This is a genomic window from Massilia sp. LC238 (assembly GCF_000735635.1).
Classification (GTDB): domain Bacteria; phylum Pseudomonadota; class Gammaproteobacteria; order Burkholderiales; family Burkholderiaceae_D; genus Telluria; species Telluria varians.
Genome location: NZ_JNNN01000032.1, coordinates 19,192 through 45,850, shown reverse-complemented (window position 1 = coordinate 45,850; position 26,659 = coordinate 19,192). Strand labels below are relative to the sequence as shown.

Genomic DNA, 26,659 nt, shown 5'->3' with positions numbered 1-26,659 from the left:
TGCTCCTTTTCATCACGGTATGTGTTCAATACGGGGTAAATGCCCCGTATTGAACACGGTTTGTATCAAACCAGCTCGATTGCCATCGCAGTCGCTTCACCGCCGCCGATGCACAGCGAGGCCACGCCGCGCTTGCCGCCGGTGCGCTTCAGGGCGCCCAGCAGGGTGACGATGATGCGCGCGCCCGAGGCGCCGATCGGGTGGCCGAGGGCGCAGGCGCCGCCGTGGATGTTGACCTTGTTGTGCGGGATGTCGAGGTCGCGCATGGCGGCCATCGGCACCGCGGCGAAGGCTTCGTTGATCTCGAACAGATCCACGTCGCCCGCCGTCCAGCCGGTCTTCTTGAACAGCTTCTGCATCGCGCCGATCGGGGCGGTGGTGAACAGGTTCGGTTCCTGCGCGTGGGTGGCGTGGCCGAGCACGCGGGCGATCGGGGCCAGGCCCAGCTCTTTCGCTTTCGATTCGCGCATCATCACCAGGGCGGCGGCGCCGTCGTTGATCGACGAGGACGAGGCGGCGGTCACGGTGCCGTCCTTCTTGAATGCCGGCTTCAGGGACGGGATCTTGTCGACCTTGGCCTTCATCGGGCCTTCATCCTTCTCGACCAGCAGTTCGCCGGTGCGGGTGGCGACCGAGACCGGCGCCACTTCCCAGTCGAACCAGCCTTCGTTGTTGGCGGCCTGGGCACGCTTGACCGATTCGATCGCGAAGTTGTCCTGCTCTTCGCGCGAGAACTGGTAAGTGGCCACGCACTCTTCGGCGAAGGTGCCCATCGAGCGGCCTTCGCCGGTCTTCTCGTTGCGCGAGTAGGCGTCTTCCAGGCCGTCGAGCATCATGTGGTCGAACATCGGCGCATGGCCGATGCGGTAGCCGCCGCGCGCCTTCGGGATCAGGTAGGGCGCGTTGGTCATCGATTCCATGCCGCCCGCGACGACGATGTCGGCGCTGCCGGCCACCAGCTGGTCATGGGCGAAGATCGCGGCCTGCATCGCCGAGCCGCACATCTTCGAGAGGGTCACGGCGCCGGTCGACAGCGGCAGGCCGGCCTTGATCAGCGCCTGGCGCGCCGGGGCCTGGCCCTGGCCGGCCATCAGGCAGTTGCCGAAGTAGACGTGCTCGACGCTGTTGGCGTCGACGCCGGCGCGCTCCACCGCGGCCTTGATCGCCACCGCGCCGAGGTCGCTCGCCGACTTCGACGAAAAATCGCCCTGGAAGGCGCCCATCGGGGTACGGGCGGCGCCAACGATAACGACTGGATCATTCATTGTGTAAGTTCTCCAAAATGGGTGGGGATGGTGTGCTTGCGTCTTGTGCACAGAAACGGATCTGCTGGGGATAAGGGAAGACGTCGTCGACGACGCCCGCCAATATGCGGTCCTTGTGGGATTGCCAATACGCGCGGGTCAACAGCTCCGCGTGGTGCTTCATGAAATGGCGCCGGATGCTCGGATTTCCAAGCAGGAAGCGGCCAAATTGTTCCGGAAAGACGTCATGCCTGCCGATCGGGTACCAGGGTTCCGATGCCATCTCGTCCTCGTCGTTGCGCGCTTCCGGGATATCGCGGAAGTTGCAGTCGGTGAGGTATTCGATCTCGTCGTAATCATAGAACACGACGCGGCCGTGGCGGGTGACGCCGAAATTCTTGTACAGCATGTCGCCCGGGAAGATATTCGCCGCAACGAGGTCCTTGATCGCATTGCCGTATTCGATCACGCCGTGTTCCAGGCGTTCCTCGTCGCCGGCGGCCTGGGCCTCGGCCAGGTAGATATTCAGCGGCACCATGCGGCGCTCGATGTAGAGGTGGCGCACGATGATGCGCTCGCCTTCGATCTCGACCAGCGAGGGCGCGTGTTGCTTCAGCTCGTTTAATAACTCTTCCGAGAAGCGCGCCAGCGGGAAGGCGGCGTCGGAATACTCGAGGGTGTCGGCCATGCGCCCGACCCGGTCGTGGTGCTTCACCAGCAGGTATTTTTCCTTGACCTGGGCGCGCGTCGTTTCCTTCGGCGGCGGATAGAAATCCTTGATCACCTTGAACACGTAGGGGAAGGACGGCAGTTCGAACACCAGCATCACCAGGCCGCGGATGCCGGGCGCGATGCGGAACAGGTCGGAACTGTGCTTCAGGTGCTGCAGGAAGTCGCGGTAGAACAGGGCCTTGCCCTGCTTCTGCAGGCCCAGCACCGTGTAGATCTCGCTGCGCGGCTTGCGCGGCATGAGGCTGCGCAGAAAAGTTACGTAAGCCGAGGGCACCTCCATGTCCACCAAAAAGTAGGCGCGCGTGAAGCTGAACAGCAGGGTGATGTGGTAGACATCGAGCAGCACCGTGTCCAGCACCAGCCGCCCCTGGCGGTCGTGCAGCACCGGGATCACGAAGGGATAGTTGCGCGGGCCGTTGATGACGCGGCCGACGACGTAGGCCGCCTTGTTGCGAAAGAAGGGGCTGGACAGCACCTGCAGCTGCAGGTTCGGTTCCGCCTGCGCCAGCCCGAAGGCCTCGCTTAGTCGCGCCTCGACGCTGGCGACGTCGCGCTCGAGGTCGGCGAAGGGCACGGCGAACTGGAAGTTGGTGAGCACGCGGCGCAGGGCATTGCTCAGGCCGTCGGCCGCCGGATAGTAGACCCGGTAGGTCGGCAGCGGCTCCTCGGTCTCGATGTACTCGGTGGAGATCACCGGGCGCACGAAGATGTAGTCGTTATGGTAGTAGCTGCGGTGCAGGATGATGCAGCTGACCGAGTTGAAGAAGGTTTCGGCCAGTTCCGGCTGCTTGTGGCCCGAGAGCAGGCCGATGTAGTGCAGCTTGGTTTCGCGCCAGACGGGGTCCGTGAGTTCTTCCGGGGCGTATTCGTCCTGCAGCACGTGGACGCATTCCTGCACGCGCTTGTCGTAGTAATCGATGCGTTCGCGCGCGGCCGCCTGCGCGGTGGCCCAGTCGGCGGCCTCGAAATGGCGCCGCGCGGCCTGGCTGGCCTGGCGGAACAGGCGGTAATGCTTGTCGAAGCCGTCCAGGATGGTGCGCGCGATGTCGAAGGCGATCTGGGAAGACAGCAGTTTGGGGAACGCTTGCTGGGTCATCGTTCGTCTCGCGCAGTCCATGTAGGCGGATATTTTATTGCAACGTAGGGTGGGCGGGTTTCCCGCCCACGCGTTCAGCTACAGCAAGCGACTCGACAACGCCATCGCTAGTTGGACGCGTGGGCAGGAGACCTGCCCACCCTACGTATTGCGTGTAATCCGATTATCCGGATTACATCGTCTCGCCGAACAGCTCGCGCCCGATCAGCATGCGGCGGATCTCGCTGGTGCCCGCGCCGATCTCGTACAGCTTGGCGTCGCGCCACAGGCGGCCGACCGGGTACTCGTTGATGTAGCCGTTGCCGCCCAGGGTCTGGATCGCTTCGCCCGCCATCCAGGTCGCCTTCTCGGCGCTGTACAGGATGGCGCCGGCGGCGTCCTTGCGCAGGGCGCGCACGGCTTCCGGGGTAGTGGCGCGGTCACAGGCCTGGCCCACGGCGTACACGTAGGCGCGGCAAGCCATCATGGTCGAGTACATGTCGGCGATCTTGCCCTGCATGAGCTGGAACTCGCCGATCGCCTGGCCGAACTGCTTGCGCTCGTGGATGTAGGGCACCACCGAATCCATGCAGGCCGACATGATGCCCAGCGGACCGCCCGACAGCACGGTGCGCTCGAAGTCCAGGCCCGACATCAGCACGTTGACGCCCTTGCCGACGCCGCCCAGCACGTTCTCGACCGGCACTTCGCAGTCCTGGAACACCAGTTCGCCCGTGTGCGAGCCGCGCATGCCCAGCTTGTCGAGCTTCTGGGCGATCGAGAAGCCCTTGAAGCCCTTTTCGATCAGGAAGGCGGTCATGCCGCGCGGGCCGGCTTCGAGGTCGGTCTTGGCGTACACCACCAGGGTGTCGGCGTCCGGACCGTTGGTGATCCACATCTTGGTGCCGTTCAGGACGTAACGGTCGCCCTTCAGTTCGGCCTTGAGCTTCATGCTGACGACGTCGGAACCGGCGTTCGGCTCGGACATGGCCAGCGCGCCCACGTGCTCGCCCGAGATCAGCTTGGGCAGGTACTTGCGCTTCTGCTCTTCGTTGCCGTTGCGCTTGATCTGGTTGACGCACAGGTTCGAGTGGGCGCCGTAGGACAGGCCGACCGAGGCCGAGGCGCGCGAGATTTCTTCCATCGCGACGATGTGGGCCAGGTAGCCCATGTTGGCGCCGCCGTATTCCTCGCCGACGGTGATGCCCAGCAGGCCGAGTTCGCCCATCTTCTTCCACAGGTCCATCGGGAACTGGTCGCTGCGGTCGATCTCGGCAGCGCGCGGTGCGATTTCGGCTTCCGCGAACTGTTGTACGGCTTCGCGCAGCGCGGCGATGTCTTCGCCATGGTCAAAGGTCAAGCCTGGGAGATGCAGCATTGTCGTCCTCGTGAACGGTGGTTGAGCAGGATAGGGTGCATGATACTCGCCTCTTACGTTAACGTAAACGTCAACTAAAAGGCCAAAAAAAGGGAGCGTGCCAGCCCTCCGCGTGCTTCAGGCGGCGTTCTTGTTGTCCGCGCTTTCCGCCAGCAGGCGGCGGCATTCTTCCTCGTGTGCGGAAATTTCCTCGAGCGCCATCTCGATGTCGGCGCGTTGCTGTTCCAGCGTCACGCGCTGGTGGGCCAGTACCCCGAGGAAGCGTTCGATCTGGGCCGCGGTGTCGCGTGGCGACTCGTACATGTCGACGATGCTCTTGATTTCCGACAGGGTCAGGCCCAGACGCTTGCCGCGCAGGGTCAGTTTCAGCCGGGTACGGTCGCGCGGGGTGTAGACGCGGTTGCGGCCGCCCACGCCTTCGCGCTTGGGACTGAGCAAGCCCTGGTCTTCATAAAAGCGGATGGCGCGGGCAGTGATGTCGAATTCGCGGGCCAGTTCGGCGATGGTGTAGGTGACCATGGTTCTCTATGAAGCAAAAGAAGCGAAACAGGGAATCGCTTACAATCGATGTCTGCGCCCCGGTTTACGTTTACGTTAACGGCATTGTAGCGCGACCGCCCACGACGAACACGAAAGTTTTCCATGAACCCGCTCGAAGCCCAGCTCGATTACCCCTTTGGCGACACCATCCCGGCACCGGGCATGGTCCATCAACTGGCGCCGGGCCTGGCCTGGATCCGGATGCCGCTGCCCTTCGCGCTCGACCACATCAACCTGTGGCTGCTGCGCGACGAACAAGAAGGCCGCGCCGGCTGGAGCGTGGTCGACTGCGGCGCCGGGACCGACGCCACCCGCGCGGCCTGGGAACAGGTGCTGGGCGAGGGCTTGCAGGGCGCGCCGCTGCTGCGCGTGTTCGCCACCCATTGCCATCCCGACCACGTCGGCCTGTCGGGCTGGCTGAGCAGCCGCTTCGCGGCGCCGTTCTGGACCACCGCCGGCGAATTCGCCTTTGCCCGCATGATGGCGGCGGCGCTGCCGGGCGTCGACGGTCCCTCGGCCATCCCGCACTTCGAGCGCCACGGCCTGGTGGACCCGGCCATGCTGGAACAGATGCGCAGCCGGCGAAATTACTATCCGTCGCTGGTGCCGGCGGTGCCGGAAGCCTATACCCGCCTGCAGGACGGCGACCTGGTCGAGATCGGCGGCAGGGGCTGGCGCGTGATCACCGGCTTCGGTCATTCGCCGGAACATGCCTCGCTGTATTCCGAGGAGCTGAAGATCCTGATTTCCGGCGACATGGTCTTGCCGCGCATTTCGACCAACGTGTCGGTATTCGCGGTCGAGCCGGAGGGCAACCCGCTGGACCTCTATCTGCAGTCGCTGAAAAAGTTCACAAACTTGCCTGAGGACACTCTTGTCCTGCCTTCGCATGGCAAGCCCTTCCGCGGCCTGCATACCCGAATCGCTCAATTGCATGATCATCATGCGGCCCGCCTGGCCGAGGTGCTGGCGGCCTGTGTCGAGCCGAAGTCGGCCGTCGATATCGTGCCCCTGATGTTCCGCCGCCAGCTCGACGCTCACCAGCTCAGTTTCGCTCTGGGCGAGGCACTGGCCCACCTGCATAAATTATGGCGCGACGGAATGCTGCGCCGCAGTAAGGATAGCGACGGTATTATTCGTTTCCGACTAGCCTGATCTCTTTCCGCAATGCCGGCAGCGTCGGCAATATGCATATTTGTTGCATACAATCGTGCGGCAATGTCATACTTTTTCCTTTAGGATATATTATCGATTCCCCAAATGGGGAATTGCGGTTAATATTTCCGGTTCGTAAAACATGCAAATTCTATTAAATAATCACATCTTTGTTACTTTTTAAAGGTATGATTGTTTGCTGAGGCTTCTCAGCCATAGAACGCCCGGCCGTCTGCACAGGCCATCCGCACATAACGTAAGTATTGCAATGAATTCAACCAATGAACGGGAGAGCTTCAGCGAGCGCCTGCAACAGGCGCTGAAGAACGCCCACTACTCGCCCGATAGCCCCACCCGCCTGGCCAGGGAATTCAACATCCGTTTCGAAGGCCGCCCGATCACCGTCCACGCCGCGCGCAAGTGGCTGGTGGGCGAAGCCATCCCGACCCAGGAAAAGCTGCGCATGATTGCCCAGTGGCTGGGCGTGCCGGCCGACTGGCTGCGCTTCGGCGGCGCCGAGCATGCCGCTGCCGGCAGCGAAAGCAATGGCGGTGGCGCCCGCTTCGAATCCGCGGACGTGAAGCTGATTGCAGATTTACAACGTCTGGACGAGCACCATCGCCAGCTGGCGCGCGAGTTCATCCGCATGCTGGTGCGAATGAATCACCAGAAGCCAGACCAGAAATAGTTTCGTATTTGCACTTTTCGTGAGTGCAGAACGGCACAAACAGCTGCAGCTGGGTCATAATCTGTCCAGTGGCGAGCGGATCCGCCGTCACCGGGTCATGTCAAGGAGCAGCTGCCGTATGCGAAACAACTACGCCAACACCGCCCAGCTCAAGGAACTGATGACCGCACCGCCGATGACGGCGGCGCGCCATGCCGAGGTGATGCGACAACGCAATGCCCGGCGGCGGATGCTCGAGGAAGCGCGCGAGGCGAAGAAGGCCGACGGGCCGTTCGACGGCGACAAGCGCTGAACAAGCGGCCGGCTAGGTCCGGTGCTGTCAGTTTTCCTGCGCGTCTTTCATGCCGCCCCAGCGCGGGGCCTGGGCGTTGTCGAGCCCGAGGAGGTCGACCGCCCGGTCGACCGTATGCTCGACCATCTCTTCGATCGTCGCCGGACGGTGATAAAAGCTCGGCAGGGGCGGGAACACGATGCCGCCCATCTCCGTCACCGCCGTCATATTGCGCAGGTGCGCCAGGTTGAAGGGCGTCTCGCGCACCATCAGCACCAGCCTGCGCCTTTCCTTCAGCATCACGTCCGCGGCGCGCGTGACCAGGTTGTCCGACAGGCCATGGGCGACGGCCGCCAGGGTTTTCATCGAACAGGGAGCGATCACCATGCCGTCGGTCTGGAACGAACCGCTGGCGATCGAGGCGCCGATGTCGCGGTTGCGGTGGACGACGTGGGCCAGCGCCTCGGCATCGCGCCGCTGCAGGCCGAGTTCCTGGTGCAGGGTGAGGGAGGCGGCGTCGGAAATCACCAGGTGGGTCTCGACGCCGGGAGTCGCGTGCAGCCGCCGCAGCAGCTGCACGCCATACGTCGCGCCGGTTGCGCCAGTGATGGCGACGATAATACGGCGCGGACGCGCGGCCATGTGATCAGCCGTTCTTCAGCAGGGTCTGCAGCTCGCCCGATTCGTACATCTCGTTCATGATGTCGGTGCCGCCGATGAATTCGCCGCGCACGTAGAGCTGCGGGATGGTCGGCCAGTTCGAGTAGTCCTTGATGCCCTGGCGGACTTCCGCGTCTTCCAGGACGTTGACGGTGGCGATGTTGTCGACACCGCAGGCTTTCAGGATCTGGATGGCGCGGCCCGAGAAGCCGCATTGCGGGAATTGCGCGGTTCCCTTCATGAACAGCACGACCGGGGTGGTGGTCACGGTGTCTTTGATCCAGGTTTGAACGTCGCTCATGTGTGTGCCTTCAGTGGGAATGGATAAGATGCCGCCATTTTATAAGAATTCGGCAGGGCGGGCACGGGCCTGGCGTCGTTCTCCCGCCTGCTGTGACAATCGGCGGATTTTTACCGGAAAATCCCCGCTATGATGGCCTTTCATGCCACCCGAACGGGAACCATCATGACCGCCTACCGAGGCTTTGCTTCCATGCCATCGCCCCTGCTGTGGTGCATGGCTGCCTTCTTTGTCATTGCCGGCATGTACGAAATCATCACCGGCATGTACCGGGAACCTCTGGAAGACGTCCTGCTCTACATCGGCCAGCTGCCGGCCGGCCTGTTCCTCTTGTACTGCGCGGTGCAGGCCTGGCGCGACCGCCGCGCCGAGCTGGCATCAACGCGCACGACCATGGTCGGCTACGCCTGCTTCGGCCTGTTCTGCCTGTGCTTCCTGGTGAAGGTGGGCATGACCGCGGTGCGCGTCCTGGGCTGAACCGGCCCGCGTTTTTTGCCCATGGGCGGGGCGGGACTGGTATGATCGCGCGCATTCCATTCGTCCGGCACGCATCATGCAACAGACACCCCAACGCAGACCCTCGGCCACCGCCAATTTCGCGATCGGCGCCCTGCTGGCCATCCCCGGCCTGATCAACCTCATCGAGGGCCTGATGGGCCTGGGCATCGGCCGCCTCCTGTGCGGCATCGCGGCCCTCGGCTATGGCCTGCTGCTGGTGCGCGAAGGACTGCATATCAAGAAAACCGGACTGCCCGGGTTGCCGCAAAAGCGCATGATCCTGATCGGCTTCGGCTTCCTGAGCGTCTACATGGTCGGGCTGTTCCTCAAGCACGCGGGCTGACCGGCTCACCAGCCGGCCACCGCGCACGCGCCATTACTTCTTCAGCTTGGCGAAGGCCGCGGCCATCGCGCCGCCGGCGGCCTGCGCCGGCTTCTCCTGGCGCTGATGCTGGGCCAGGCGCTTGCTGTCGTTGCGGTCGCCGCGCTGCTCCGGACGCGCGCCCGGCTGCGGCGCTGCATCCGACAGGCGCATGGTGAGCGCAATGCGTTTGCGCTTGACGTCCACTTCCAGCACTTTCACCTTCACCACCTGGCCGGCCTTGACCACGGTGTGCGGGTCTTTCACAAAAGTGTTCGACAGCGCCGAGATGTGCACCAGTCCGTCCTGGTGCACGCCGATGTCGACAAAGGCGCCGAAGGCGGCCACGTTGGTCACCACGCCTTCCAGGATCATGTCCGGGCGCAGGTCCGAGATTTCTTCAACGCCTTCCTTGAAGGTCGCGGTGGTGAATTCCGGACGCGGGTCGCGGCCCGGCTTTTCCAGTTCCTTCAGGATGTCGGTCACGGTCGGCACGCCGAATTTGTCATCCGCATACTTGGCCGGGTTGAGCGACTTGATGAGCGTACTGTCGCCGATCACCGCCTTCATGTCGCGCTTGATGTCGCCCAGGATCTTCTCGACCACCGGATAGGATTCCGGGTGGACCGCCGAGGCGTCCAGCGGGTTCTCGCCGTTCATCACGCGCAAGAAGCCGGCCGCCTGCTCGAAGGTCTTGTCGCCCAGCCGCGGCACTTTCTTCAATGCCGCGCGCGAAGCAAAAGCGCCCTGCATGTCGCGGTAGTTCACGATGCTTTGCGCCACGCTGCCGGATAAACCCGAGACCCGCGCCAGTAGCGGCGCCGAGGCCGTGTTCACGTCCACGCCCACCGCGTTCACGCAATCCTCGACCACGGCGTCGAGCGAACGCGCGAGCTGGGTCTGGGACACGTCGTGCTGGTACTGGCCGACGCCGATCGATTTCGGGTCGATCTTGACCAGTTCCGCCAGCGGGTCCTGCAGGCGGCGTGCGATCGAGACCGCGCCGCGCAGCGAGACGTCCAGCTCCGGCAGCTCGCGCGAGGCGAATTCCGAGGCTGAATACACCGAGGCGCCGGCTTCCGAGACGACGATCTTGGTCAGCTTGAGCTCCGGGCGTTGCTTGATCAGATCCTGGGCCAGCTTGTCGGTCTCGCGCGAGGCGGTGCCGTTGCCGATCGAGATCAGCGACACATTGTGCTTGGCCGCCAGCTGGCCGAGCACGTGCAGGGCGCCCTCCCAGTCGTTGCGCGGCTGGTGCGGGTAGACGGTGGCGGTGTCGACCACCTTGCCGGTGGCGTCGACCACCGCCACCTTGACGCCGGTACGCAGGCCCGGGTCCAGGCCCATGGTGGCGCGCGGGCCGGCCGGCGCGGCCAGAAGCAGCGCCTTCAGGTTGCGGGCGAAGACCCCGATCGCATCGAGTTCGGCCTTCTCGCGCAGCGCGCCCATCAGCTCGGTCTCGATGTACATGAAGCTCTTCACGCGCCAGGTCCAGCGCGCGGTGTCGAGCAGCCACTTGTCGGCCGGGCGCCCAAGCGCCTTGATGCCGAAGGCGGCGCAGATGCGGCTTTCGCACGGGTTGTGGGGCGCGTCCCACTTCGGCTTTTCAAGCTCCGAATCGAGGCGCAGGGTGACATCGAGCACGCCCTCGCGGCGGCCGCGCATCAGCGCCAGCGCGCGGTGCGAAGGAATCGTGGACAGGGTTTCGGAATAGTCGAAATAGTCGGCGAATTTTTCACCCGCGTCCTCCTGGCCGGCCACGACTTTTGACTCGACCACGCCGTGCTCCTGCACGTATTCGCGCAGCGACTGCAGCAGCGTCGCATCTTCGGCGAAGCGCTCCATCAGGATCTGGCGCGCACCGTCGAGGGCCGCCTTGGTATCCGCCACGCCCGGGTTGGCGCCGCCGTCGGCATTCGTGAAGGCCTCGCGCAGGTAGCCGGCGGCCACTTCGTCGGGGTTCAGGCCCGGGTCGTTCAGCAAGGCTTCGGCCAGCGGCGCCAGGCCCGCTTCGATCGCGATCTGCGCCTTGGTGCGGCGCTTCTGCTTGTAGGGCAGGTACAGGTCTTCCAGCCGGGTCTTGTCCTCGGCATGGGCGATCGCATCGAGCAGCTCCGGCGTCATCTTGTTCTGCTCCGTGATCGACGCGATGATCGACGCGCGGCGGTCTTCGAGCTCGCGCAGGTAGCGCAGGCGCTCTTCCAGAAGTCGCAGCTGGGTGTCGTCGAGACCGCCGGTGGCTTCCTTGCGGTAGCGTGCGATGAAGGGGACAGTCGCGCCTTCGTCGAGCAGGGCGACGGCGGCGGCCACCTGGACCGGTTTGGCGGACAGTTCGAGGGCGAGGCGTTGTTCGATGGATGGCAGCATGGTGCGATGATGTGCGCGATGAATACGCGCGTGTCTCTAAAAGGTCAAGCGAACAATGATACGCAAACGCGGTGGATACACCAGTCTTGACAGCGCCACTTGAACATGCGAGAACAGTCGGCTGCACGCGCGATTCGCATGCACGTACAAGATGCACGCAGATGGTGCGGACAAGTTTTGTCCGCTACGTGCGATTCCGAACAAAACGGAAGCGTCCGTATGAAGGATAATGTTCGTTATTGTCGTTTTTAATACAGACACACGAGACCCATGCACACAGTCGATGATCACCGCGAGAACGCCACCGACGCACCCGCAGCAGCACCTGCCGTCGCCCGCGCTCCCGCACGCGCTCCCGCCCTGCCCGCGCCGGTGGTGAGCTGGCTGCAAAGGGTCGAGGCGGCGGCGCACCCGCAGCCCAAGCTGACCGACGAGGTCGCCGATCCGAAGGCCGTGCAGTACAAGTTTGTCTACGTGATGGCCCCGACCAGCGGCGGCCGCCACGTCGCCATCTGCCTGTGCAAGGCGCGCCTGCGCCCGAACGGCGACGTCGCCGCCGCCAGCCCGGTAAGCGAAGTGTTCTCGCTGCTGTCGGCGCCTCCAAGCTACCTCGAAGGCGACGACGTCGACCTGGTGCGCTTCTTCATCGCCATGCGCAGCGGCTCGGCCCAGGGCACCAGCGCCACCGAACCGAAAGGCAAAGTCGGCGCCATCCTGCTGCAGATGCTTCTTGAACAAGGCAAGCTGCTGTGGGCGAACTCGTGGTCCGACATGGCCAATGGCCTGGTCTATCCGCTGCAGGCCGGCCCGACCCGCCTGGCCAGCCTGGCCTGGCGCGACGAAGGCCGCGTGGCCAAGCTGGGGTGGTCGGTGGAACCGGCCAACGGCGCCACCCACAGCGGGGCCGACCTGATCGACTACATGCTGCCGACCGACCCGCCGTGGTACATCGACAACCTGTCGATCGGCCCGCTCGAACTGAATCGCGGCGGCATCGACATCTCGCTGGCCGAACTGCAGGCGCTGGTGGCCCAGGCCCCGACCCTGACCGGCACCGACAAGAAACGCGTCTCGCAACTGCTGCTGGCGCACGGCCTGCAGCAGCTGATGCCGCTGCCGCAGCCGCTCACCCAGCGCCTGCGCAACGACGTCAAGCCGATTCCGCACCTGCTGCTCGATTCGGTGCAGCTGTCCGACGGCGGCACGCCGCGCTGGCACGACTTCGCCGTGCTGGCCTACGACTACGACGGCCAGCGCGTGTCCTTCGATCCGGCCCAGCGCGTGGTGCGCCAGATCGGCGACGTCACCGAGGTCATCGAACGCGACCCGAAGGCCGAAGCCGCGGCCCTGAACAAACTGAACGAGATCGGCTTCCGCAAGCCGGTCACCGCACCGTTCAACGCCATGGCCGGCGCCCTGGTGCTGGACAGCCAGGCGCACTGGCTGCGCTTCGCCGAGAACGACCTCGACGCCCTGTCCGACACCGGCTGGCACCTGCAGAAGTCGGCCAAGTACCGCTACGACGTGGTGCCGGTCGAAGACTGGTATGCCGACATCGACGAACCCGAAGAAGCGGGCAATGCCTGGTTCGAACTGGAGCTGGGCATCGTGGTGGCGCGCAAGCGCGTGCCGCTGCTGCCGGTGCTGGTGCAGCTGATCCGCAGCGCCCCTCTAGAGTTCGACCCGGCCGTGCTGGCCGCCCATGCCGAAGCCGACCAGATGCTGGCCACGCTGCCGGACGGCGTGCGCGTGGCGCTCCCCTGGGGCCGCCTGAAGCCCATCCTCGCCACGCTCGGCGAGCTGTACTTCAATGACAAGATCAAGGGCCGCATGCGCATGTCCACGCTGGACGCGGCGCGCCTGGAAGACCTGGCGCGCGGCCTCGAGCTGCGCTGGACCGGCGGCGAGCGCCTGCGCGAGACCGGCCGCAAGCTGAGCCAGTTCGGCTCGGTCAAGAAGGTCGAGGCCCCGAAAGGCCTGCAGGCCACGCTGCGCGACTACCAGCTCGACGGCCTGTCGTGGATGCAGTTCCTGCGCGAGTACGACCTCGGCGGCATCCTGGCCGACGACATGGGTCTCGGCAAAACCGTGCAGACCCTGGCCCACATCCTCACCGAGAAGGAAGCGGGGCGCCTGACCAGCCCGGCCCTGGTGATCGCGCCGACCAGCCTCATGACCAACTGGTTCGACGAGGCCGCGCGCTTCGCCCCGAGCCTGAAGGTGCTGCTCCTGCAGGGCAAGGAGCGCATGGACCTGTTCGACCAGATCGACGACGCCGACATCGTGCTGACCACCTATGCGCTGCTGCCGCGCGACGAGGAAAAGCTGCGCGAGCACCACTATCACCTGGTGATCCTGGACGAATCGCACTACATCAAGAACACCCGCTCCAAGGCGGCGCAGACGGCCGGCTCGCTGAATGCCCGCCACCGCCTGTGCCTGTCCGGCACCCCGCTCGAGAACCACCTGGGCGAGCTGTGGTCGCAGTTCCACTTCCTGCTGCCTGGCCTGCTGGGCGACGAGAAGAGTTTCAACAACCAGTTCCGCCACCCGATCGAACGCCAGGACGACTCGGTGCGCCGCACCCTGCTGAGCCGCCGCATCAAGCCCTTCCTGCTGCGCCGTACCAAGGACCACGTGGCCAAGGAACTGCCGGAGAAGACCGAGATGGTGCGCCGCATCGAGCTCTCGGGTGCACAGCGCGACATGTACGAAACCGTGCGCCTGGCGATGGACAAGAAGGTGCGCGACGAGATCGACCGCAAGGGCGTGGCGCGCAGCCAGATCGTCATCCTCGAAGCGCTGCTCAAGCTGCGCCAGGTCTGCTGCGACCCGCGCCTGGTGAAGGCCATGCCGGGCAAGAAGAACACCGCCGCGGTGTCGGCCAAGCTGACCGACCTGATGCAGATGGTCGAAGACCTGCTGCAGGAAGGCCGCAAGATCCTGGTGTTCTCGCAGTTCACCAGCATGCTGTTCCTGATCGAGGAAGAGCTGGCCGCGCGCGGCATCCACTACGCGCTGCTCACCGGCGAGACGCGCGACCGCTCGGCCCAGGTGGCCGCCTTCCAGCAGGGCGCGGTGCCGATCTTCCTGATCAGCCTGAAGGCCGGCGGTGTGGGTCTGAACCTGACCGCGGCCGACACCGTGATCCACTACGACCCGTGGTGGAACCCGGCGGCCGAGAACCAGGCCACCGACCGCGCCTGGCGCATCGGACAGGACAAGCCGGTGTTCGTGTACAAGCTGATTGCCAAGGGCACGCTGGAAGAGAAGATCCAGCAGCTGCAGCTGAAGAAGTCGGAGCTGGCGCAGTCGATCCTGTCCGAAGGCGAATCGCAGAAGATGGCGCTGACGCAGGAAGACCTGCAGGCGATCTTCGCACCGCTGGAAGACTAAGAGCGCTTTAAGGCGCAAAAAGAAAGGGCGGCTGGTTTGCACCAGCCGCCCTTCTTTTTGCATCAATGCGGATTACTTGTAAAAAGCCTCGACCTTGCCCTTCAGCTTGATCAGCATCGGCTTGCCCTTGCGGTCGAGCGTGCGGCCGGCGGCGACCTTGATCCAGCCTTCGCTCATGCAATACTCTTCGACGTCGTGGCGATCCTTGTCGTTGAAGCGGATGCCGATCTCGCGCTGGAAAACGTCGCGGTTATGAAAAGGGCTGCTCGGGTCGATCGAGAGCCGGTCCGGGAGTGGGGGGAGGGTAGCGGTATCGTTCATAGACGCGAATTATCCATCAACTGCGCCCACCGTGGCGCATTTTTCATCACATCGACATAGCGATCCGGCGCCGGTGCAGGACAAGGCCGGGCTCGCTCCTATACAAAGTGGCGGGAGCAACGATATACTGGGTGACAACGTTCATTGTCCCATCGATAACAGAAAGTGCCCAATGACCCGTAGCACGGCTGCTGATCCCCATGCTCCGGCCAGTCCGGAGCGCCCTGCCGGCATTGCCGGTATCGATCATCATTTCCGCACCATTGCCGAACTCGCCGGCGACATCGCCTTCAGCATCGAGCTGCCCGCGCACACGCTGCGCTATCTGAGCCCGGCATTTTCCGCCTTGCTGGGCCACGAGGCCGGCGCACTGCAGGCCGCGATCGGAGGCGGCGCGCACGAAGCGCTGGGGGCGCTCGGCCTGCACCTCGCTGCGCAGGGCGGGCTCGCGCCAGGCGAGCGCCGCGTGCAGGAAGTCGACGTGCGCAACGCGGACGGCCATCCGGTCGGGTTGCAGGTGATCACCACGGTGGTGCGCAACGATGACGCCAGCCGCTCGCTGGTGGGACTGCTGCGCGACCTGTCGGCGCAGCGCGCCCACCTGGCCGACCAGCGCCGTTTCGCGAGCATGCTGAACCACGAATTCCGCACGCCGCTGGCGACCATCGACGGCGCGATCCAGCGCCTGGAAGCGACCGCGCAGGGCGCCGACGACACCGTGCGCCAGCGCTACCGCAAGATCGCGGTCGCGGCCGACCGCCTGATCGCCATGCTCGACGAATACCTGTCGCCGGACCGCATGGCCGCGATCGGCCAGGTGCGCCAGCCGAACACCATCGCCGCGCGCGATTTGCTGGACGCCGGCGTGAAGCAGTTGCGCGAAGCCGGCCGCGAAGCGGTGGTGGACGCGGAACAGCTGAGGCTGGGCCTGCGCGGCGAGCCTGAGGGATTGCGGCTGGCGCTGAAGGTCCTGGTCGACAATGCCCTGCTGTACTCGCCGGCCGGCAGCAAGGTGACGCTGGGCGCGCGCCGCAGCGGCAACGGCGTCGAGTTCACGGTGCGCGACGAAGGCGCCGGGGTGCCGCCGGAGGATGCAGCCTGCATTTTCGACAAGGGCTACCGCGGCAGCAATGCCACCGGCCTGCCGGGCAGCGGCCTGGGCCTATATATGGCGCGCTCGATCGTCGACGTCCACGGCGGCATGCTGCGCCTGGGGGAGGGCGGCAAGGAATTCCGGCTCTGGCTACCCGCCCTGGATATTAACGGCCAACAACAGCTTGCCTCATCCTCTCCCAACAGTGATAATCGGACCGATCATTAACCTGACCAATCCATGACGCAGATACTGATTGTTGAAGACAATGGCGAATACGCCGACGACATGGCCGAGTTCCTGCGGGAACTGGACCATGACGTCACGATCGCCAAGACCGCGAGCGAGATGTGGGCGGCGCTGACGCGCACGCCGGCAGCGGTCGTCGTGCTCGACCTCGGCCTGCCCGACGAGGATGGTTTCAATGTCATTCCGCGGATGCGCCAGCTGTACCCGGAGATCGGCCTCCTGGTGCTGACCGGCCGGGTCGCGTTCGACCACCGCATCCTCGGGCTGCGCCTGGGCGCCGACCACTACCTGACCAAGCCGATCAAGTTCCCCGAACTGGCGGCGCACATCGAAGCGCTGGACCGCCGTGTGCGTCCGGCCGACCCGGCGCCGGCGCGGAGCAAGTGGACCCTGCGCGTGAGCGCCCGCCAGCTCGAGCTGGGCGGCAAGGTGATCGACCTGACCGAAAAGGAGTGCAACTTCCTGCACCTCCTGACCATCAACACCCGTCCGGTGCCGCGCCAGGTGATCGTCGCCGGCATGGGCGGCGAAGACCCGGACGCCAGCCGCCGGGTCGACATGCTGGTCTACCGCCTGCGCAAGAAAGCCCGTTCCGGCCTCGGCCAGGACCTGCCTCTGCGCAGCGCCTACGGCGAAGGCTACAGCCTCTCCGCCGGCTTCACCCTGGCCTGAGCATTAAATAGGGACAGAGTCGGCCCATTTTTTGACTGCGCTGAGATTAATCGGGGACAGAGTCAGGTTTCTCGGCTAAAATGCGTGCTCGACTTTCGAGCACGCCATGGCACGCCTTCCCCGACTCATCATCCCGAACCAGCCGCAGCACCTCATCCAGCGCGGCAACAACCGCCAGCCGATCTTTCGCGAAGAGGTCGACTACCAGCGCTTCCTCGCCTGGCTGAAGGAGGCGGCGCGCTTCTACGAGGTGGCCATTCACGCCTATGTGCTGATGCCGAACCACCTGCACCTGCTGGCGACGCCTTCCAACGACACCGGGCTGGCGCTGATGATGCAGAAGGTCGGCCGCTTCTACGTCCCCTGGTTCAATCAGAAGTACGAGCGCACGGGCGGCCTGTTCGAAGGGCGCTTCCGCACCTCGCTGGTCGATACCGAGCATTATCTCCTGGCCTGCAGCCGCTACATCGAGCTCAATCCGGTGCGCGCCGGGCTGGCCGCGGCGCCGCTGGACTACCCGTGGTCGAGCTACGCCCACCACACCGGCGTGCGCACAGACGCCCTCATCACCGACCACCTGCTCTACTGGGGCCTGGGCAATACGCCCTTCCAGCGCGAAGCGGCCTACACCGACCTCGTGATGCAGGGCATTGCGCAGGAAGAGATGGACTTCGTGACCGCCTCGGTGCTGAAGAACCAGCCCCTGGGGTCGGATGCCTTCAAGGCCGAGCTCGAGCGCCGGACCAAGCGCCAGATCCTGCCGGCCAAGCGCGGACGGCCGTTCCGGGAACCGATCCCGCCGCTTTCGCAAGCATAAGTAATCAGCAATTGATCAAGGGCATGATTATTCGTGCCCTTTTTTTATTCGGCATCGCGCAAGGCAGCTCTGCAGGCACGGACGTGACATCCGGACGAGCCTGCCGCCATGCCGAGCGCCTCCACTTCTTCTCATTAAAATCAAGGGTTTATCGATGCACAGGCCCATTTTTGCCGTTTGCATTTTACTCTGTCCCCAATTAATGGAAAGTTCAAAAACTTGTCAAACAATTCGACTCTGACCCTAATTATTCTTGTTTACGTTTGTGTTGCGTTGCACTATTCTCGATTTTCGACCCTAGATTAAGCTGTGGAGATTGCCTCATGATTGCCCAAGGTTTGTACGATCCCGCCAATGAACACGATGCCTGCGGCGTCGGTTTCATCGCCCATATCAAGGGCAACAAGAGCCACTCGATCATCGAGCAGGGCCTGCAGATCCTGAAGAACCTCGACCACCGCGGCGCGGTCGGCGCCGATCCGCTGATGGGCGACGGCGCCGGTATCCTGATCCAGATCCCGGACCAGTACTTCCGCGACGAGATGGCCAAGCAGGGCGTGGAACTGCCGCCGCCCGGCGAATACGGCGTCGGCATGGTGTTCCTGCCGAAGGAGCACGCCTCGCGCATCGCCTGCGAACAGGAAATCGAACGCGCCGTGCGCATCGAAGGCCAGGTCGTGCTCGGCTGGCGCAACGTGCCGGTCGACGAGACCATGCCGATGTCGCCCTTCGTGAAGGCAAAAGAGCCGGTGATCCGCCAGATCTTCATCGGCCGCGGCCCGGACATCATGGTCACCGACGCGCTCGAGCGCAAGCTGTACGTCATCCGCAAATCCTCCGGCCACGCGATCCAGGCCCTGAAGCTCCTGCACGGCAAGGAGTTCTTCGTGCCCTCGATGTCGGCCCGCACCATTGTCTACAAGGGCCTGCTGCTGGCCGACCAGGTCGGCGTCTACTACAAGGACCTGCAGGATCCGCGCTGCATCTCGGCCCTGGCCCTGGTGCACCAGCGCTTCTCCACCAACACCTTCCCGGAATGGCCGCTGGCCCACCCTTACCGCCTGATCGCGCACAACGGCGAGATCAATACCGTCAAGGGCAACTTCAACTGGACCCGCGCCCGCGAAGGCATGCTGAAGTCCGCCGTGCTGGGCGAAGACCTGGGTAAACTCTTCCCGCTGATCTATGAAGGCCAGTCCGACACCGCCTGCTTCGACAACGCGCTCGAACTCCTGGTGATGGCCGGCTACCCGGTCGCCCAGGCGATGATGATGATGATCCCGGAAGCCTGGGAAAACCACACGTCGATGGACGACAACCGCCGCGCCTTCTACGAATACCACGCCGCGATGATGGAACCGTGGGACGGCCCGGCCGCCATGGCCTTCACCGACGGCCGCCACATCGGCGGCACCCTGGACCGCAACGGCCTGCGTCCGGCGCGCTACGTCATCACCGAGGACGACCTGGTCGTCATGGCCTCGGAATCGGGCGTGCTGCCGATTCCCGAATCGCGCATCGTCAAGAAGTGGCGCCTCCAGCCAGGCAAGATGTTCTTGATCGACCTGGAAGCCGGCCGCATCATCGACGACAAGGAGCTGAAGGACACCTACTCGAACGCCAAGCCCTATAAAGCCTGGATCAAGTCGGTGCGCATCAAGCTCAACGAAATCAAGCTGTCGGAATCGCAGCTGACCCAGCACCGAGCCAAGGATGCCCAGGGCGAAAAAGCGGCGGTGCCGCTGCTGGACCGCCAGCAGGCCTTCGGCTACACCCAGGAAGACCTGAAGTTCCTGATGGCGCCGATGGCGGTGCTGGGCGAAGAAGCCACCGGTTCGATGGGCAATGATTCGCCACTGGCGGTCATGTCGAACAAGCTCAAACCTTTGTATAACTACTTTAAACAATTGTTTGCGCAAGTGACCAATCCGCCGATCGACCCGATCCGCGAAAGCATGGTCATGTCGCTGGTCTCCTTCATCGGTCCGAAGCCGAACCTGCTGGACACCAACAACGTCAACCCGCCGATGCGCCTGGAAGTCTCGCAGCCGATCCTCGGCTTCGACGACATGGCGCGCCTGCGCGGTATCAGCTCGCACACCGGCGGCAAGTTCAAGTCCTATGAGCTGAACATCTGCTATCCGGTCGCCTGGGGCAAGGAAGGCATCGAAGCCTCGCTCGCCTCGTTGTGCGCCGAAGCCGTGGACGCGGTCAAGTCGGGCCACAACATCCTGATCGTCTCGGACCGCAACATGTCCGCCGACCAGGTCGCGATTCCCGCGCTGCTGGCCACCTCGACCATCCACCAGCACCTGGTCGGCCGCGGCCTGCGCGCCTCCACCGGCCTGGTGGTCGAAACCGGCTCGGCCCGCGAGACCCACCACTTCGCCCTGCTGGCCGGCTACGGCGCGGAAGCCGTGCACCCGTACCTGGCGCTCGAGACCCTGGCGGACCTGGCGCACAACCTGCCGCACGAGATGGACGCCGACAAGGCGATCTACAACTACACCAAGGCGGTGGGCAAGGGTCTGATGAAGGTGATGTCCAAGATGGGCATCTCCACCTACATGTCCTACTGCGGCGCCCAGATCTTCGAAGCCGTGGGCCTGAACAAGTCGCTGGTCGACAAGTACTTCCGCGGCACTTCGTCCACGGTGGAGGGCATCGGCCTGTTCGAAGTGGCGGAAGAGGCGCTGCGCCTGCATTCGCTCGCCTTCGGCAACGATCCGGTGCTGGCCAACGCGCTCGACACCGGCGGCGAATACGCCTTCCGCGTGCGCGGCGAAGACCACCTGTGGACCCCGGACGCGATCGCCAAGCTGCAGCACTCGACCCGCGCCAACAACTTCAGCACCTACAAGGAATACGCGCAGATCATCAACGACCAGAGCCGCCGCCACCTGACCCTGCGCGGCCTGTTCGAGTTCAGGATCGATCCGTCCAAAGCCATCCCGCTGGAAGAAGTCGAGCCGGCCAAGGAAATCGTCAAGCGCTTCGCCACCGGCGCCATGTCGCTCGGCTCGATCAGTACCGAAGCGCACGCCACCCTGGCCATCGCCATGAACCGCATCGGCGGCAAGAGCAACACCGGCGAAGGCGGCGAAGACCCGCGCCGCTACATGGGCGAATTCAAGGGCATCAAGATCGCCAAGGGCGAGAGCCTGGCCTCGATCCTGGGTGCGGACCGCGTGGTGGCCGACATCCCGCTGGAAGAGGGCGATTCGCTGCGCTCGAAGATCAAGCAGGTGGCGTCGGGCCGCTTCGGCGTCTCCGCCGAGTACCTGGCATCGGCCGACCAGATCCAGATCAAGATGGCACAAGGAGCAAAACCGGGCGAAGGCGGCCAGCTGCCGGGCCACAAGGTGTCCGAGTACATCGCGTCCTTGCGCGTGTCGGTGCCGGGCGTGGGCCTGATCTCGCCGCCGCCACACCACGACATCTATTCGATCGAAGACCTGGCGCAGCTGATCCACGACCTGAAGAACGTCAACCCGAATGCCTCGATCTCGGTCAAGCTGGTGTCGGAAGTGGGCATCGGCACCGTCGCCGCGGGCGTCTCGAAGGCCAAGGCCGACCACGTGGTGGTCGCCGGCCACGACGGCGGCACCGGCGCGTCGCCGCTGTCCTCGGTCAAGCACGCTGGCACCCCGTGGGAGCTGGGCCTGGCGGAAACCCAGCAGACGCTGGTACTGAACGGCCTGCGCAGCCGCATCCGCGTCCAGGCCGACGGCCAGATGCGCACCGGCCGCGACGTGGTCGTTGCCGCCATGCTGGGCGCCGACGAAATCGGTTTTGCGACGGCGCCGCTGGTGGTCGAAGGCTGCATCATGATGCGCAAGTGCCATCTGAATACCTGCCCGGTCGGCGTCGCGACCCAGGACCCGGTGCTGCGCGCCAAGTTCCAGGGCAAGCCGGAGCACGTGGTGAACTACTTCTTCTTCGTCGCCGAAGAAGCGCGCCAGCTGATGGCACAGCTGGGCATCCGCAGCTACGACGAACTGATCGGCCGCACCGACCTGCTCGACAAGGCCCGCGCGGTCCAGCACTGGAAGGCGCAGGGCCTGGACTTCTCGAACATCTTCTACCAGCCGAAGGTCGAATCGCAGCGCGCGCTGTTCCACACCGACGGCCAGGACCATGGCCTGGACAAGGCGCTGGACCACAAGCTGATCGCCCAGGCCAAGGCCGCGCTGGAGAAGGGCGCGCGGGTCTCCTTCATCTCGCCGGTGAGGAACCTGAACCGCACCGTGGGCACCATGCTGTCGGGCGAAGTGGCCAAGCGCTACGGCCACGCCGGCCTGCCGGACGACACCATCCACATCCAGCTGCAGGGCACCGCCGGCCAGTCGGCCGCGGCCTTCCTGGCGGCGGGCATCACCATCGACCTGGTGGGCGAGGGCAACGACTACGTCGGCAAGGGTCTGTCGGGCGGCCGCATCATCGTGCGCCCGAACACCGAGTTCCGCGGCTGGGCGGTGGACAACATCATCGTCGGCAACACCGTGCTGTACGGCGCGATTTCGGGCGAAGCCTTCTTCAACGGCGTGGCCGGCGAGCGCTTCGCGGTGCGCAACTCGGGCGCCACGGCGGTGGTCGAGGGCTGCGGCGACCACGGTTGCGAATACATGACCGGTGGTACCGTCGTGGTGCTGGGCGAGACCGGCCGCAACTTCGCGGCGGGCATGTCGGGCGGCGTCGCCTACGTGTACGACCCGAAGGGCGAGTTCGAAGGCAAGTGCAATACCACGATGGTCAACCTGGAGCCGGTGCTCACCACCAAGCAGCAGGGCCAGGAGGGCCAGGCCGGCTGGCACAGCCAGACCCGGGGCGGCGAGCGCGAGTCGGACGAGGTCATCCTGCGCCGCCTGATCGAGCGCCACTTCAAGCACACGGGTTCGACCCGCGCGCGCAACCTGCTGGACGACTGGGCCAACAGCCGCGGCAAGTTCGTGAAGGTCTTCCCGACCGACTACAAGCGCGCACTCGAGGAAATGCACAACTCGAGCATGGAAGAGGCGAACGACAAGATCGAGCTGGCTGCTTAAAGAGATAAGGAAAACAACGTGGGTAAAATTACCGGCTTCATGGAATTCGAACGGCAGGAAGAGGGCCACCTCGAGCCGAGCGATCGCGTCAAGAACTACAAGGAATTCGTGCTGACCCTGACCGATGGCCAGGCCAAGGTGCAGGGCGCACGCTGCATGGATTGCGGCATCCCCTTCTGTAACACGGGCTGCCCGGTCAACAACATGATCCCGGACTGGAACGACCTGGTCTACCACGGCAACTACCGTGCGGCCGTCGAGAACCTCCATTCGACCAACAACTTCCCGGAGTTCACCGGCCGCATCTGCCCGGCGCCCTGCGAGTCGGCCTGCACGCTCGGCATCAACGACGACCCAGTCGGCATCAAATCGATCGAGCGCAAGATCGCCGATGCCGGATGGGAGCACGGCTGGATCGTGCCGCAGCCGGCAAGCGTCAAAACCGGCAAGAAGGTCGCCGTGGTCGGCTCCGGCCCCGCCGGCCTGGCCGCCGCCCAGCAGCTGGCGCGTGTCGGCCACGACGTGACCGTGTTCGAGAAGAGCGACCGCATCGGCGGCCTGCTGCGCTACGGCATTCCCGACTTCAAGATGGAGAAGGACCTGATCGACCGCCGCGTCGAGCAGATGAAGGCGGAAGGCGTGGTCTTCCGCACCAGCGTCCTGATCGGCAAGGACTTCCCGGCCACCGTCAGCAACATGGCGCGCGACACCATCTTCCCGGAAGACCTGGCGAAAGACTTCGACGCCGTGGTGCTGGCCGGCGGCGCCGAGCAGCCGCGCGACCTGCCGGTGCCGGGCCGCGACCTGAAGGGCGTGCACTTCGCGATGGACTTCCTGCCGCAGCAGAACCGCGTGAATGCCGGCGACAAGCTGAAGGACCAGATCAAGGCCACCGGCAAGCACGTGGTCGTGATCGGCGGCGGCGACACCGGTTCCGACTGCGTCGGCACCTCGAACCGCCATGGCGCGGCGTCCGTCACCCAGTTCGAACTGATGCCGATGCCGCCGGAGCAGGAAAACAAGCCGCTGGTCTGGCCTTACTGGCCGACCCGCCTGCGCACCTCGTCCTCGCACGAGGAAGGCTGCCAGCGCGACTGGGCGGTGGCGACCAAGCGTCTGGAAGGCAAGGGCGGCAAGGTCGAAAAGCTGGTGGCCTGCCGCGTCGAGTGGAAAGACGGCAAGATGGTCGAGGTGCCGGATTCGGAATTCGAGATGAAGGCCGACCTGGTCTTCCTGGCGATGGGCTTCGTGTCGCCGGTGCAGAACGTGCTGGACGCCTTCGGCGTGCAGAAGGACGCACGCGGCAATGCCCGCGCCACGGTCGAGGGCGAAAAGTCGTACCAGACCTCGCAGCCGAAAGTGTTCGCCGCCGGCGACATGCGCCGCGGCCAGTCGCTGGTCGTGTGGGCCATCCGCGAGGGCCGGCAGTGCGCCCGTGCCGTGGATGAATTCCTGATGGGAAGCTCGGTGCTGCCGCGCTAAGCTGTTCGCTATCGACACAAAGGCGGCCTCGGCCGCCTTTTTCTTTTGGTTTTTATCTTGGTGTAACCCTTGGGGGTCAGGTCTGACATTTAGACACGAGCTCAAGCGTTCCCCTTGTTGTATTGCTCAGCCCGTGTCCGAATGTCAGACCTGACCCCGTTGGTAGTTGGTAGGTAGACCCCGTTGGTAGGCAGTGCGCCCGTGCCGTGGATGAATTCCTGATGGGAAGCTCGGTGCTGCCGCGCTAAGCTGTTTGCTATCGACACAAAGGCGGCCTCGACCGCCTTTTTCTTTTGGTTTTTTTATCCTGGTGTGTACAGGTTCCAACAGCCGGGTGGTATTTACCGCTTACCGACACACTTATGTGCGTCTCCGCACGACGATCAAGTGCTCAATGTTCGTAGGCTAAGCCTTATTGCAGTGCATCACATGACACAAAATGCGGGTGCAGACAAAAAGATACATCCGCAAATGTATGGTTCATTGCTCCGCAGTATTTATTGATATAATTCAATAACTGCCATGTTAGTAGATATACATATCTCTTAAAAAACAATGCCTTACAAAATAAAATATCTGACTCATTAGTCAATATTGTTGTAAGAGCACGTCGCGAAAGCGGGCCAAAATGGGCCACCTCAAGCGGGGCTTAAGCTTTCTGCACTACAATAACGGATTACCCAAAATATCAAACACGCTGTGTCCAACCTAGTTGAAATCCGCGATCTGCACTTTGCGTACGGGGAGCGTTCCATCCTGTCGAACCTGCGCATGGACTTCCCGCGCGGTAAGCTCGTGGCCGTCATGGGCGGTTCGGGCTGTGGCAAGACCACGGTCCTGCGCCTGATCGGTGGCCAGATCCGTCCGCAGCGCGGCGAGGTGCGCGTGGGCGGCGAAGTCGTGCACCAGCTCAATACCGAGGGCCTGTACCGCCTGCGCCGCCGCATGGGCATGCTGTTCCAGTTCGGCGCGCTGTTCACCGACCTGTCGGTATTCGACAACGTCGCCTTCCCGCTGCGCGAGCATACCGACATGCCGGAAGAAGTGATCCGCGACCTGGTGCTCATGAAGCTCAATGCCGTGGGCCTGCGCAACGCGCACCGCCTGAAGCCGGCCGAGATTTCCGGCGGCATGGCGCGCCGCGTGGCCGTCGCCCGCGCCGTCGCGCTCGACCCCGAGCTGATCATGTATGACGAGCCCTTCGCCGGCCTCGACCCGATCTCGATGGGCGTCACCGCCAACCTGATCCGCAACCTGAACGATGCCCTCGGCTCGACCTCGATCCTGGTGTCGCACGACGTGCACGAATGCTTCGCGATCGCCGACTACGTGTACTTCATGTCGGCAGGCAAGATCGTGGCCGAAGGCACGCCGGCCGAGCTGCGCGTCTCGGAAGACCCGTATGTGAAGCAGTTTGTGAATGCCGCGCCCGATGGTCCGGTGCCCTTCCACTATCCGGGCAAGTCGCTGGCCGACGACCTCGGCCTGGGCGGGGTGCGCAAATGATGATCACGCGTTTCCTGGGAAACATCGGCCGCAGCGTACGCGAAGCCATCGAAAGCGTCGGCTTCGCCACGCGCGCCTTCTTCAACCTGCTCGGCGTCTCGCCCGGCGCCTTCAGGCGCCCGGCCCTGATCTCGGAACAGATCCACTTCATCGGCAACTATTCGCTGGTGATCATCATCGTGTCCGGCCTGTTCGTCGGCATGGTGCTCGGCCTGCAGGGCTATTACACGCTGAACCAGTACGGCGCCGAGCAGGCGCTGGGACAGGTGGTGGCGCTGGCCCTGGTGCGCGAACTCGGCCCGGTCGTGACCGCGCTGCTGTTCGCCGGCCGTGCCGGCACCTCGCTCACCGCCCAGATCGGTCTCATGAAGGCCGGCGAGCAGCTGTCCGCCATGGAAATGATGGCGATTAATCCTGTCCAGCGCGTGCTGGCGCCGCGCTTCTGGGGCGGCGTGATCGCCATGCCGATCCTGGCGGCCATCTTCTCGGCGGTCGGTGTGTTCGGCGGCTACCTGGTCGGCGTGCAGCTGATCGGCGTGGACGAGGGCGCGTTCTGGTCGCAGATGCAGGCTGGTGTGGATGTGCGCGCTGACGTACTGAATGGTGTTCTCAAAAGCTTTATCTTTGGTATCGCGGTGACGTTCACGGCGCTGTTCCAGGGTTACCAGACCAAGCCGACCCCGGAAGACGTGTCGCGCGCGACCACGCGTACGGTCGTCATCGCGTCGCTGATGGTCTGGGGCCTGGACTTCATCATGACCGCGCTGATGTTCAACAAGTAAGAACAAGCAAGTAACTAAACAAGATT

General features: G+C 64.2%; 21 protein-coding genes. 13 read left to right on the top strand and 8 right to left on the bottom strand.

Going from position 1 to position 26,659, the window contains the following annotated elements; genetic code table 11:
* Positions 1 to 65: 65 nt before the first annotated feature.
* The 4 genes from FG94_RS08320 to FG94_RS08305 all read right to left on the bottom strand — a co-directional run bounded on the left by FG94_RS08320 (position 66) and on the right by FG94_RS08305 (position 4,948).
* Positions 66 to 1,265, bottom strand: a complete 1,200-nt coding sequence (locus FG94_RS08320) for an acetyl-CoA C-acyltransferase (protein WP_036209696.1) — start codon at positions 1,263 to 1,265, stop codon at positions 66 to 68.
* Positions 1,258 to 3,072 carry a bifunctional isocitrate dehydrogenase kinase/phosphatase gene (gene aceK / locus FG94_RS08315; RefSeq protein ID WP_036209693.1) on the bottom strand — a complete coding sequence of 605 codons (1,815 nt, stop codon included), beginning with the start codon at positions 3,070 to 3,072 and terminating at the stop codon, positions 1,258 to 1,260. The genes FG94_RS08320 and aceK overlap by 8 nt, the downstream gene beginning before the upstream one ends.
* Positions 3,073 to 3,244: 172 nt before the next feature.
* Entirely contained in the window at positions 3,245 to 4,429 is a 1,185-nt protein-coding gene (locus FG94_RS08310; RefSeq protein WP_036209689.1) for an isovaleryl-CoA dehydrogenase, read from the bottom strand.
* 117 nt (positions 4,430 to 4,546) lie between these two features.
* Positions 4,547 to 4,948 carry a MerR family DNA-binding transcriptional regulator gene (locus FG94_RS08305; protein WP_036209687.1) on the bottom strand — a complete coding sequence of 134 codons (402 nt, stop codon included), beginning with the start codon at positions 4,946 to 4,948 and terminating at the stop codon, positions 4,547 to 4,549.
* Positions 4,949 to 5,071: 123 nt separating this feature from the next.
* Between FG94_RS08305 and FG94_RS08300 the strand changes: the two genes are divergently transcribed.
* From FG94_RS08300 to FG94_RS27865, 3 genes are all read left to right on the top strand, one after another.
* Positions 5,072 to 6,124, top strand: a complete 1,053-nt coding sequence (locus tag FG94_RS08300; protein WP_036209685.1) for an MBL fold metallo-hydrolase — start codon at positions 5,072 to 5,074, stop codon at positions 6,122 to 6,124.
* 268 nt (positions 6,125 to 6,392) lie between these two features.
* Positions 6,393 to 6,812 carry a hypothetical protein gene (locus FG94_RS08295; protein ID WP_036209684.1) on the top strand — a complete coding sequence of 140 codons (420 nt, stop codon included), beginning with the start codon at positions 6,393 to 6,395 and terminating at the stop codon, positions 6,810 to 6,812.
* Positions 6,813 to 6,930: 118 nt separating this feature from the next.
* Positions 6,931 to 7,104 carry a hypothetical protein gene (locus tag FG94_RS27865; protein ID WP_200879960.1) on the top strand — a complete coding sequence of 58 codons (174 nt, stop codon included), beginning with the start codon at positions 6,931 to 6,933 and terminating at the stop codon, positions 7,102 to 7,104.
* Between the two features lie 27 nt (positions 7,105 to 7,131).
* Here FG94_RS27865 and FG94_RS08290 read toward each other — a convergent pair whose 3' ends face one another.
* Together FG94_RS08290 and grxD are read right to left on the bottom strand one after the other, a co-directional pair.
* A complete protein-coding gene (locus FG94_RS08290) occupies positions 7,132 to 7,725 on the bottom strand; it encodes a UbiX family flavin prenyltransferase (protein WP_036209681.1) in 594 nt (197 codons plus the stop codon).
* Between the two features lie 4 nt (positions 7,726 to 7,729).
* Positions 7,730 to 8,044, bottom strand: a complete 315-nt coding sequence (gene grxD / locus FG94_RS08285; RefSeq protein ID WP_027866431.1) for a Grx4 family monothiol glutaredoxin — start codon at positions 8,042 to 8,044, stop codon at positions 7,730 to 7,732.
* 165 nt (positions 8,045 to 8,209) lie between these two features.
* On the opposite strand from grxD, the gene FG94_RS08280 reads away from it, so the two are divergent.
* Positions 8,210 to 8,521: a hypothetical protein gene (locus FG94_RS08280; RefSeq protein ID WP_152570900.1), complete on the top strand. Its 312-nt coding sequence runs from the start codon at positions 8,210 to 8,212 to the stop codon at positions 8,519 to 8,521.
* A 76-nt stretch (positions 8,522 to 8,597) separates the two neighbouring features.
* A complete protein-coding gene (locus tag FG94_RS08275) occupies positions 8,598 to 8,885 on the top strand; it encodes a hypothetical protein (RefSeq protein WP_036209673.1) in 288 nt (95 codons plus the stop codon).
* Between the two features lie 33 nt (positions 8,886 to 8,918).
* Here the strand turns inward: FG94_RS08275 and FG94_RS08270 are convergent, their stop codons facing one another.
* Positions 8,919 to 11,270 (bottom strand): Tex family protein, encoded by a 2,352-nt coding sequence (locus tag FG94_RS08270; protein ID WP_036209671.1) that lies wholly within the window; start codon positions 11,268 to 11,270, stop codon positions 8,919 to 8,921.
* A gap of 270 nt (positions 11,271 to 11,540) precedes the next feature.
* On the opposite strand from FG94_RS08270, the gene FG94_RS08265 reads away from it, so the two are divergent.
* Complete coding sequence (locus FG94_RS08265) at positions 11,541 to 14,666, top strand: DEAD/DEAH box helicase (protein WP_036209668.1); 3,126 nt, start codon at positions 11,541 to 11,543, stop codon at positions 14,664 to 14,666.
* A 72-nt stretch (positions 14,667 to 14,738) separates the two neighbouring features.
* On the opposite strand, the gene FG94_RS08260 is transcribed toward FG94_RS08265, so the two are convergent.
* Positions 14,739 to 14,987, bottom strand: a complete 249-nt coding sequence (locus tag FG94_RS08260) for a DUF3297 family protein (RefSeq protein ID WP_027866436.1) — start codon at positions 14,985 to 14,987, stop codon at positions 14,739 to 14,741.
* Between the two features lie 172 nt (positions 14,988 to 15,159).
* Here FG94_RS08260 and FG94_RS08255 point away from each other — a divergent pair, with 172 nt between their 5' ends.
* From FG94_RS08255 to mlaE, 7 genes are all read left to right on the top strand, one after another.
* Complete coding sequence (locus FG94_RS08255) at positions 15,160 to 16,308, top strand: sensor histidine kinase KdpD (protein WP_051996340.1); 1,149 nt, start codon at positions 15,160 to 15,162, stop codon at positions 16,306 to 16,308.
* Between the two features lie 12 nt (positions 16,309 to 16,320).
* Positions 16,321 to 17,001, top strand: coding sequence for a response regulator transcription factor (locus FG94_RS08250; protein WP_036209665.1), 681 nt, complete (start codon positions 16,321 to 16,323; stop codon positions 16,999 to 17,001).
* Positions 17,002 to 17,107: 106 nt separating this feature from the next.
* Positions 17,108 to 17,818 carry a transposase gene (locus FG94_RS08245; RefSeq protein ID WP_036209662.1) on the top strand — a complete coding sequence of 237 codons (711 nt, stop codon included), beginning with the start codon at positions 17,108 to 17,110 and terminating at the stop codon, positions 17,816 to 17,818.
* Positions 17,819 to 18,141: 323 nt separating this feature from the next.
* Positions 18,142 to 22,863 (top strand): glutamate synthase-related protein, encoded by a 4,722-nt coding sequence (locus FG94_RS08240; protein ID WP_036209659.1) that lies wholly within the window; start codon positions 18,142 to 18,144, stop codon positions 22,861 to 22,863.
* A gap of 18 nt (positions 22,864 to 22,881) precedes the next feature.
* Positions 22,882 to 24,345: a glutamate synthase subunit beta gene (locus FG94_RS08235; protein WP_036209657.1), complete on the top strand. Its 1,464-nt coding sequence runs from the start codon at positions 22,882 to 22,884 to the stop codon at positions 24,343 to 24,345.
* Between the two features lie 699 nt (positions 24,346 to 25,044).
* On the top strand, positions 25,045 to 25,851 hold the full coding sequence (locus tag FG94_RS08230; RefSeq protein WP_036209654.1) for an ABC transporter ATP-binding protein: 807 nt from the start codon (positions 25,045 to 25,047) through the stop codon (positions 25,849 to 25,851).
* Positions 25,851 to 26,633, top strand: coding sequence for a lipid asymmetry maintenance ABC transporter permease subunit MlaE (gene mlaE, locus FG94_RS08225; protein WP_036209651.1), 783 nt, complete (start codon positions 25,851 to 25,853; stop codon positions 26,631 to 26,633). Before FG94_RS08230 ends, mlaE begins: the two co-directional genes overlap by 1 nt.
* The last annotated feature ends 26 nt before the right edge of the window (positions 26,634 to 26,659 follow it).

What these genes read in the sequence shown, in the direction of transcription:
- FG94_RS08270 (WP_036209671.1), bottom strand. Translation starts at nt 11,270, where the DNA reads ATGCTGCCATCCATCGAACAACGCCTCGCCCTCGAACTGTCCGCCAAA.
- FG94_RS08290 (WP_036209681.1), bottom strand. Translation starts at nt 7,725, where the DNA reads ATGGCCGCGCGTCCGCGCCGTATTATCGTCGCCATCACTGGCGCAACC.
- FG94_RS08320 (WP_036209696.1), bottom strand. Translation starts at nt 1,265, where the DNA reads ATGAATGATCCAGTCGTTATCGTTGGCGCCGCCCGTACCCCGATGGGC.
- FG94_RS08280 (WP_152570900.1), top strand. Translation starts at nt 8,210, where the DNA reads ATGACCGCCTACCGAGGCTTTGCTTCCATGCCATCGCCCCTGCTGTGG.
- FG94_RS08300 (WP_036209685.1), top strand. Translation starts at nt 5,072, where the DNA reads ATGAACCCGCTCGAAGCCCAGCTCGATTACCCCTTTGGCGACACCATC.
- FG94_RS08305 (WP_036209687.1), bottom strand. Translation starts at nt 4,948, where the DNA reads ATGGTCACCTACACCATCGCCGAACTGGCCCGCGAATTCGACATCACT.
- grxD (WP_027866431.1), bottom strand. Translation starts at nt 8,044, where the DNA reads ATGAGCGACGTTCAAACCTGGATCAAAGACACCGTGACCACCACCCCG.
- FG94_RS08250 (WP_036209665.1), top strand. Translation starts at nt 16,321, where the DNA reads ATGACGCAGATACTGATTGTTGAAGACAATGGCGAATACGCCGACGAC.
- FG94_RS08255 (WP_051996340.1), top strand. Translation starts at nt 15,160, where the DNA reads ATGACCCGTAGCACGGCTGCTGATCCCCATGCTCCGGCCAGTCCGGAG.
- mlaE (WP_036209651.1), top strand. Translation starts at nt 25,851, where the DNA reads ATGATCACGCGTTTCCTGGGAAACATCGGCCGCAGCGTACGCGAAGCC.
- FG94_RS08245 (WP_036209662.1), top strand. Translation starts at nt 17,108, where the DNA reads ATGGCACGCCTTCCCCGACTCATCATCCCGAACCAGCCGCAGCACCTC.
- FG94_RS08265 (WP_036209668.1), top strand. Translation starts at nt 11,541, where the DNA reads ATGCACACAGTCGATGATCACCGCGAGAACGCCACCGACGCACCCGCA.
- FG94_RS08240 (WP_036209659.1), top strand. Translation starts at nt 18,142, where the DNA reads ATGATTGCCCAAGGTTTGTACGATCCCGCCAATGAACACGATGCCTGC.
- FG94_RS27865 (WP_200879960.1), top strand. Translation starts at nt 6,931, where the DNA reads ATGCGAAACAACTACGCCAACACCGCCCAGCTCAAGGAACTGATGACC.
- FG94_RS08295 (WP_036209684.1), top strand. Translation starts at nt 6,393, where the DNA reads ATGAATTCAACCAATGAACGGGAGAGCTTCAGCGAGCGCCTGCAACAG.
- aceK (WP_036209693.1), bottom strand. Translation starts at nt 3,072, where the DNA reads ATGACCCAGCAAGCGTTCCCCAAACTGCTGTCTTCCCAGATCGCCTTC.
- FG94_RS08310 (WP_036209689.1), bottom strand. Translation starts at nt 4,429, where the DNA reads ATGCTGCATCTCCCAGGCTTGACCTTTGACCATGGCGAAGACATCGCC.
- FG94_RS08275 (WP_036209673.1), top strand. Translation starts at nt 8,598, where the DNA reads ATGCAACAGACACCCCAACGCAGACCCTCGGCCACCGCCAATTTCGCG.
- FG94_RS08260 (WP_027866436.1), bottom strand. Translation starts at nt 14,987, where the DNA reads ATGAACGATACCGCTACCCTCCCCCCACTCCCGGACCGGCTCTCGATC.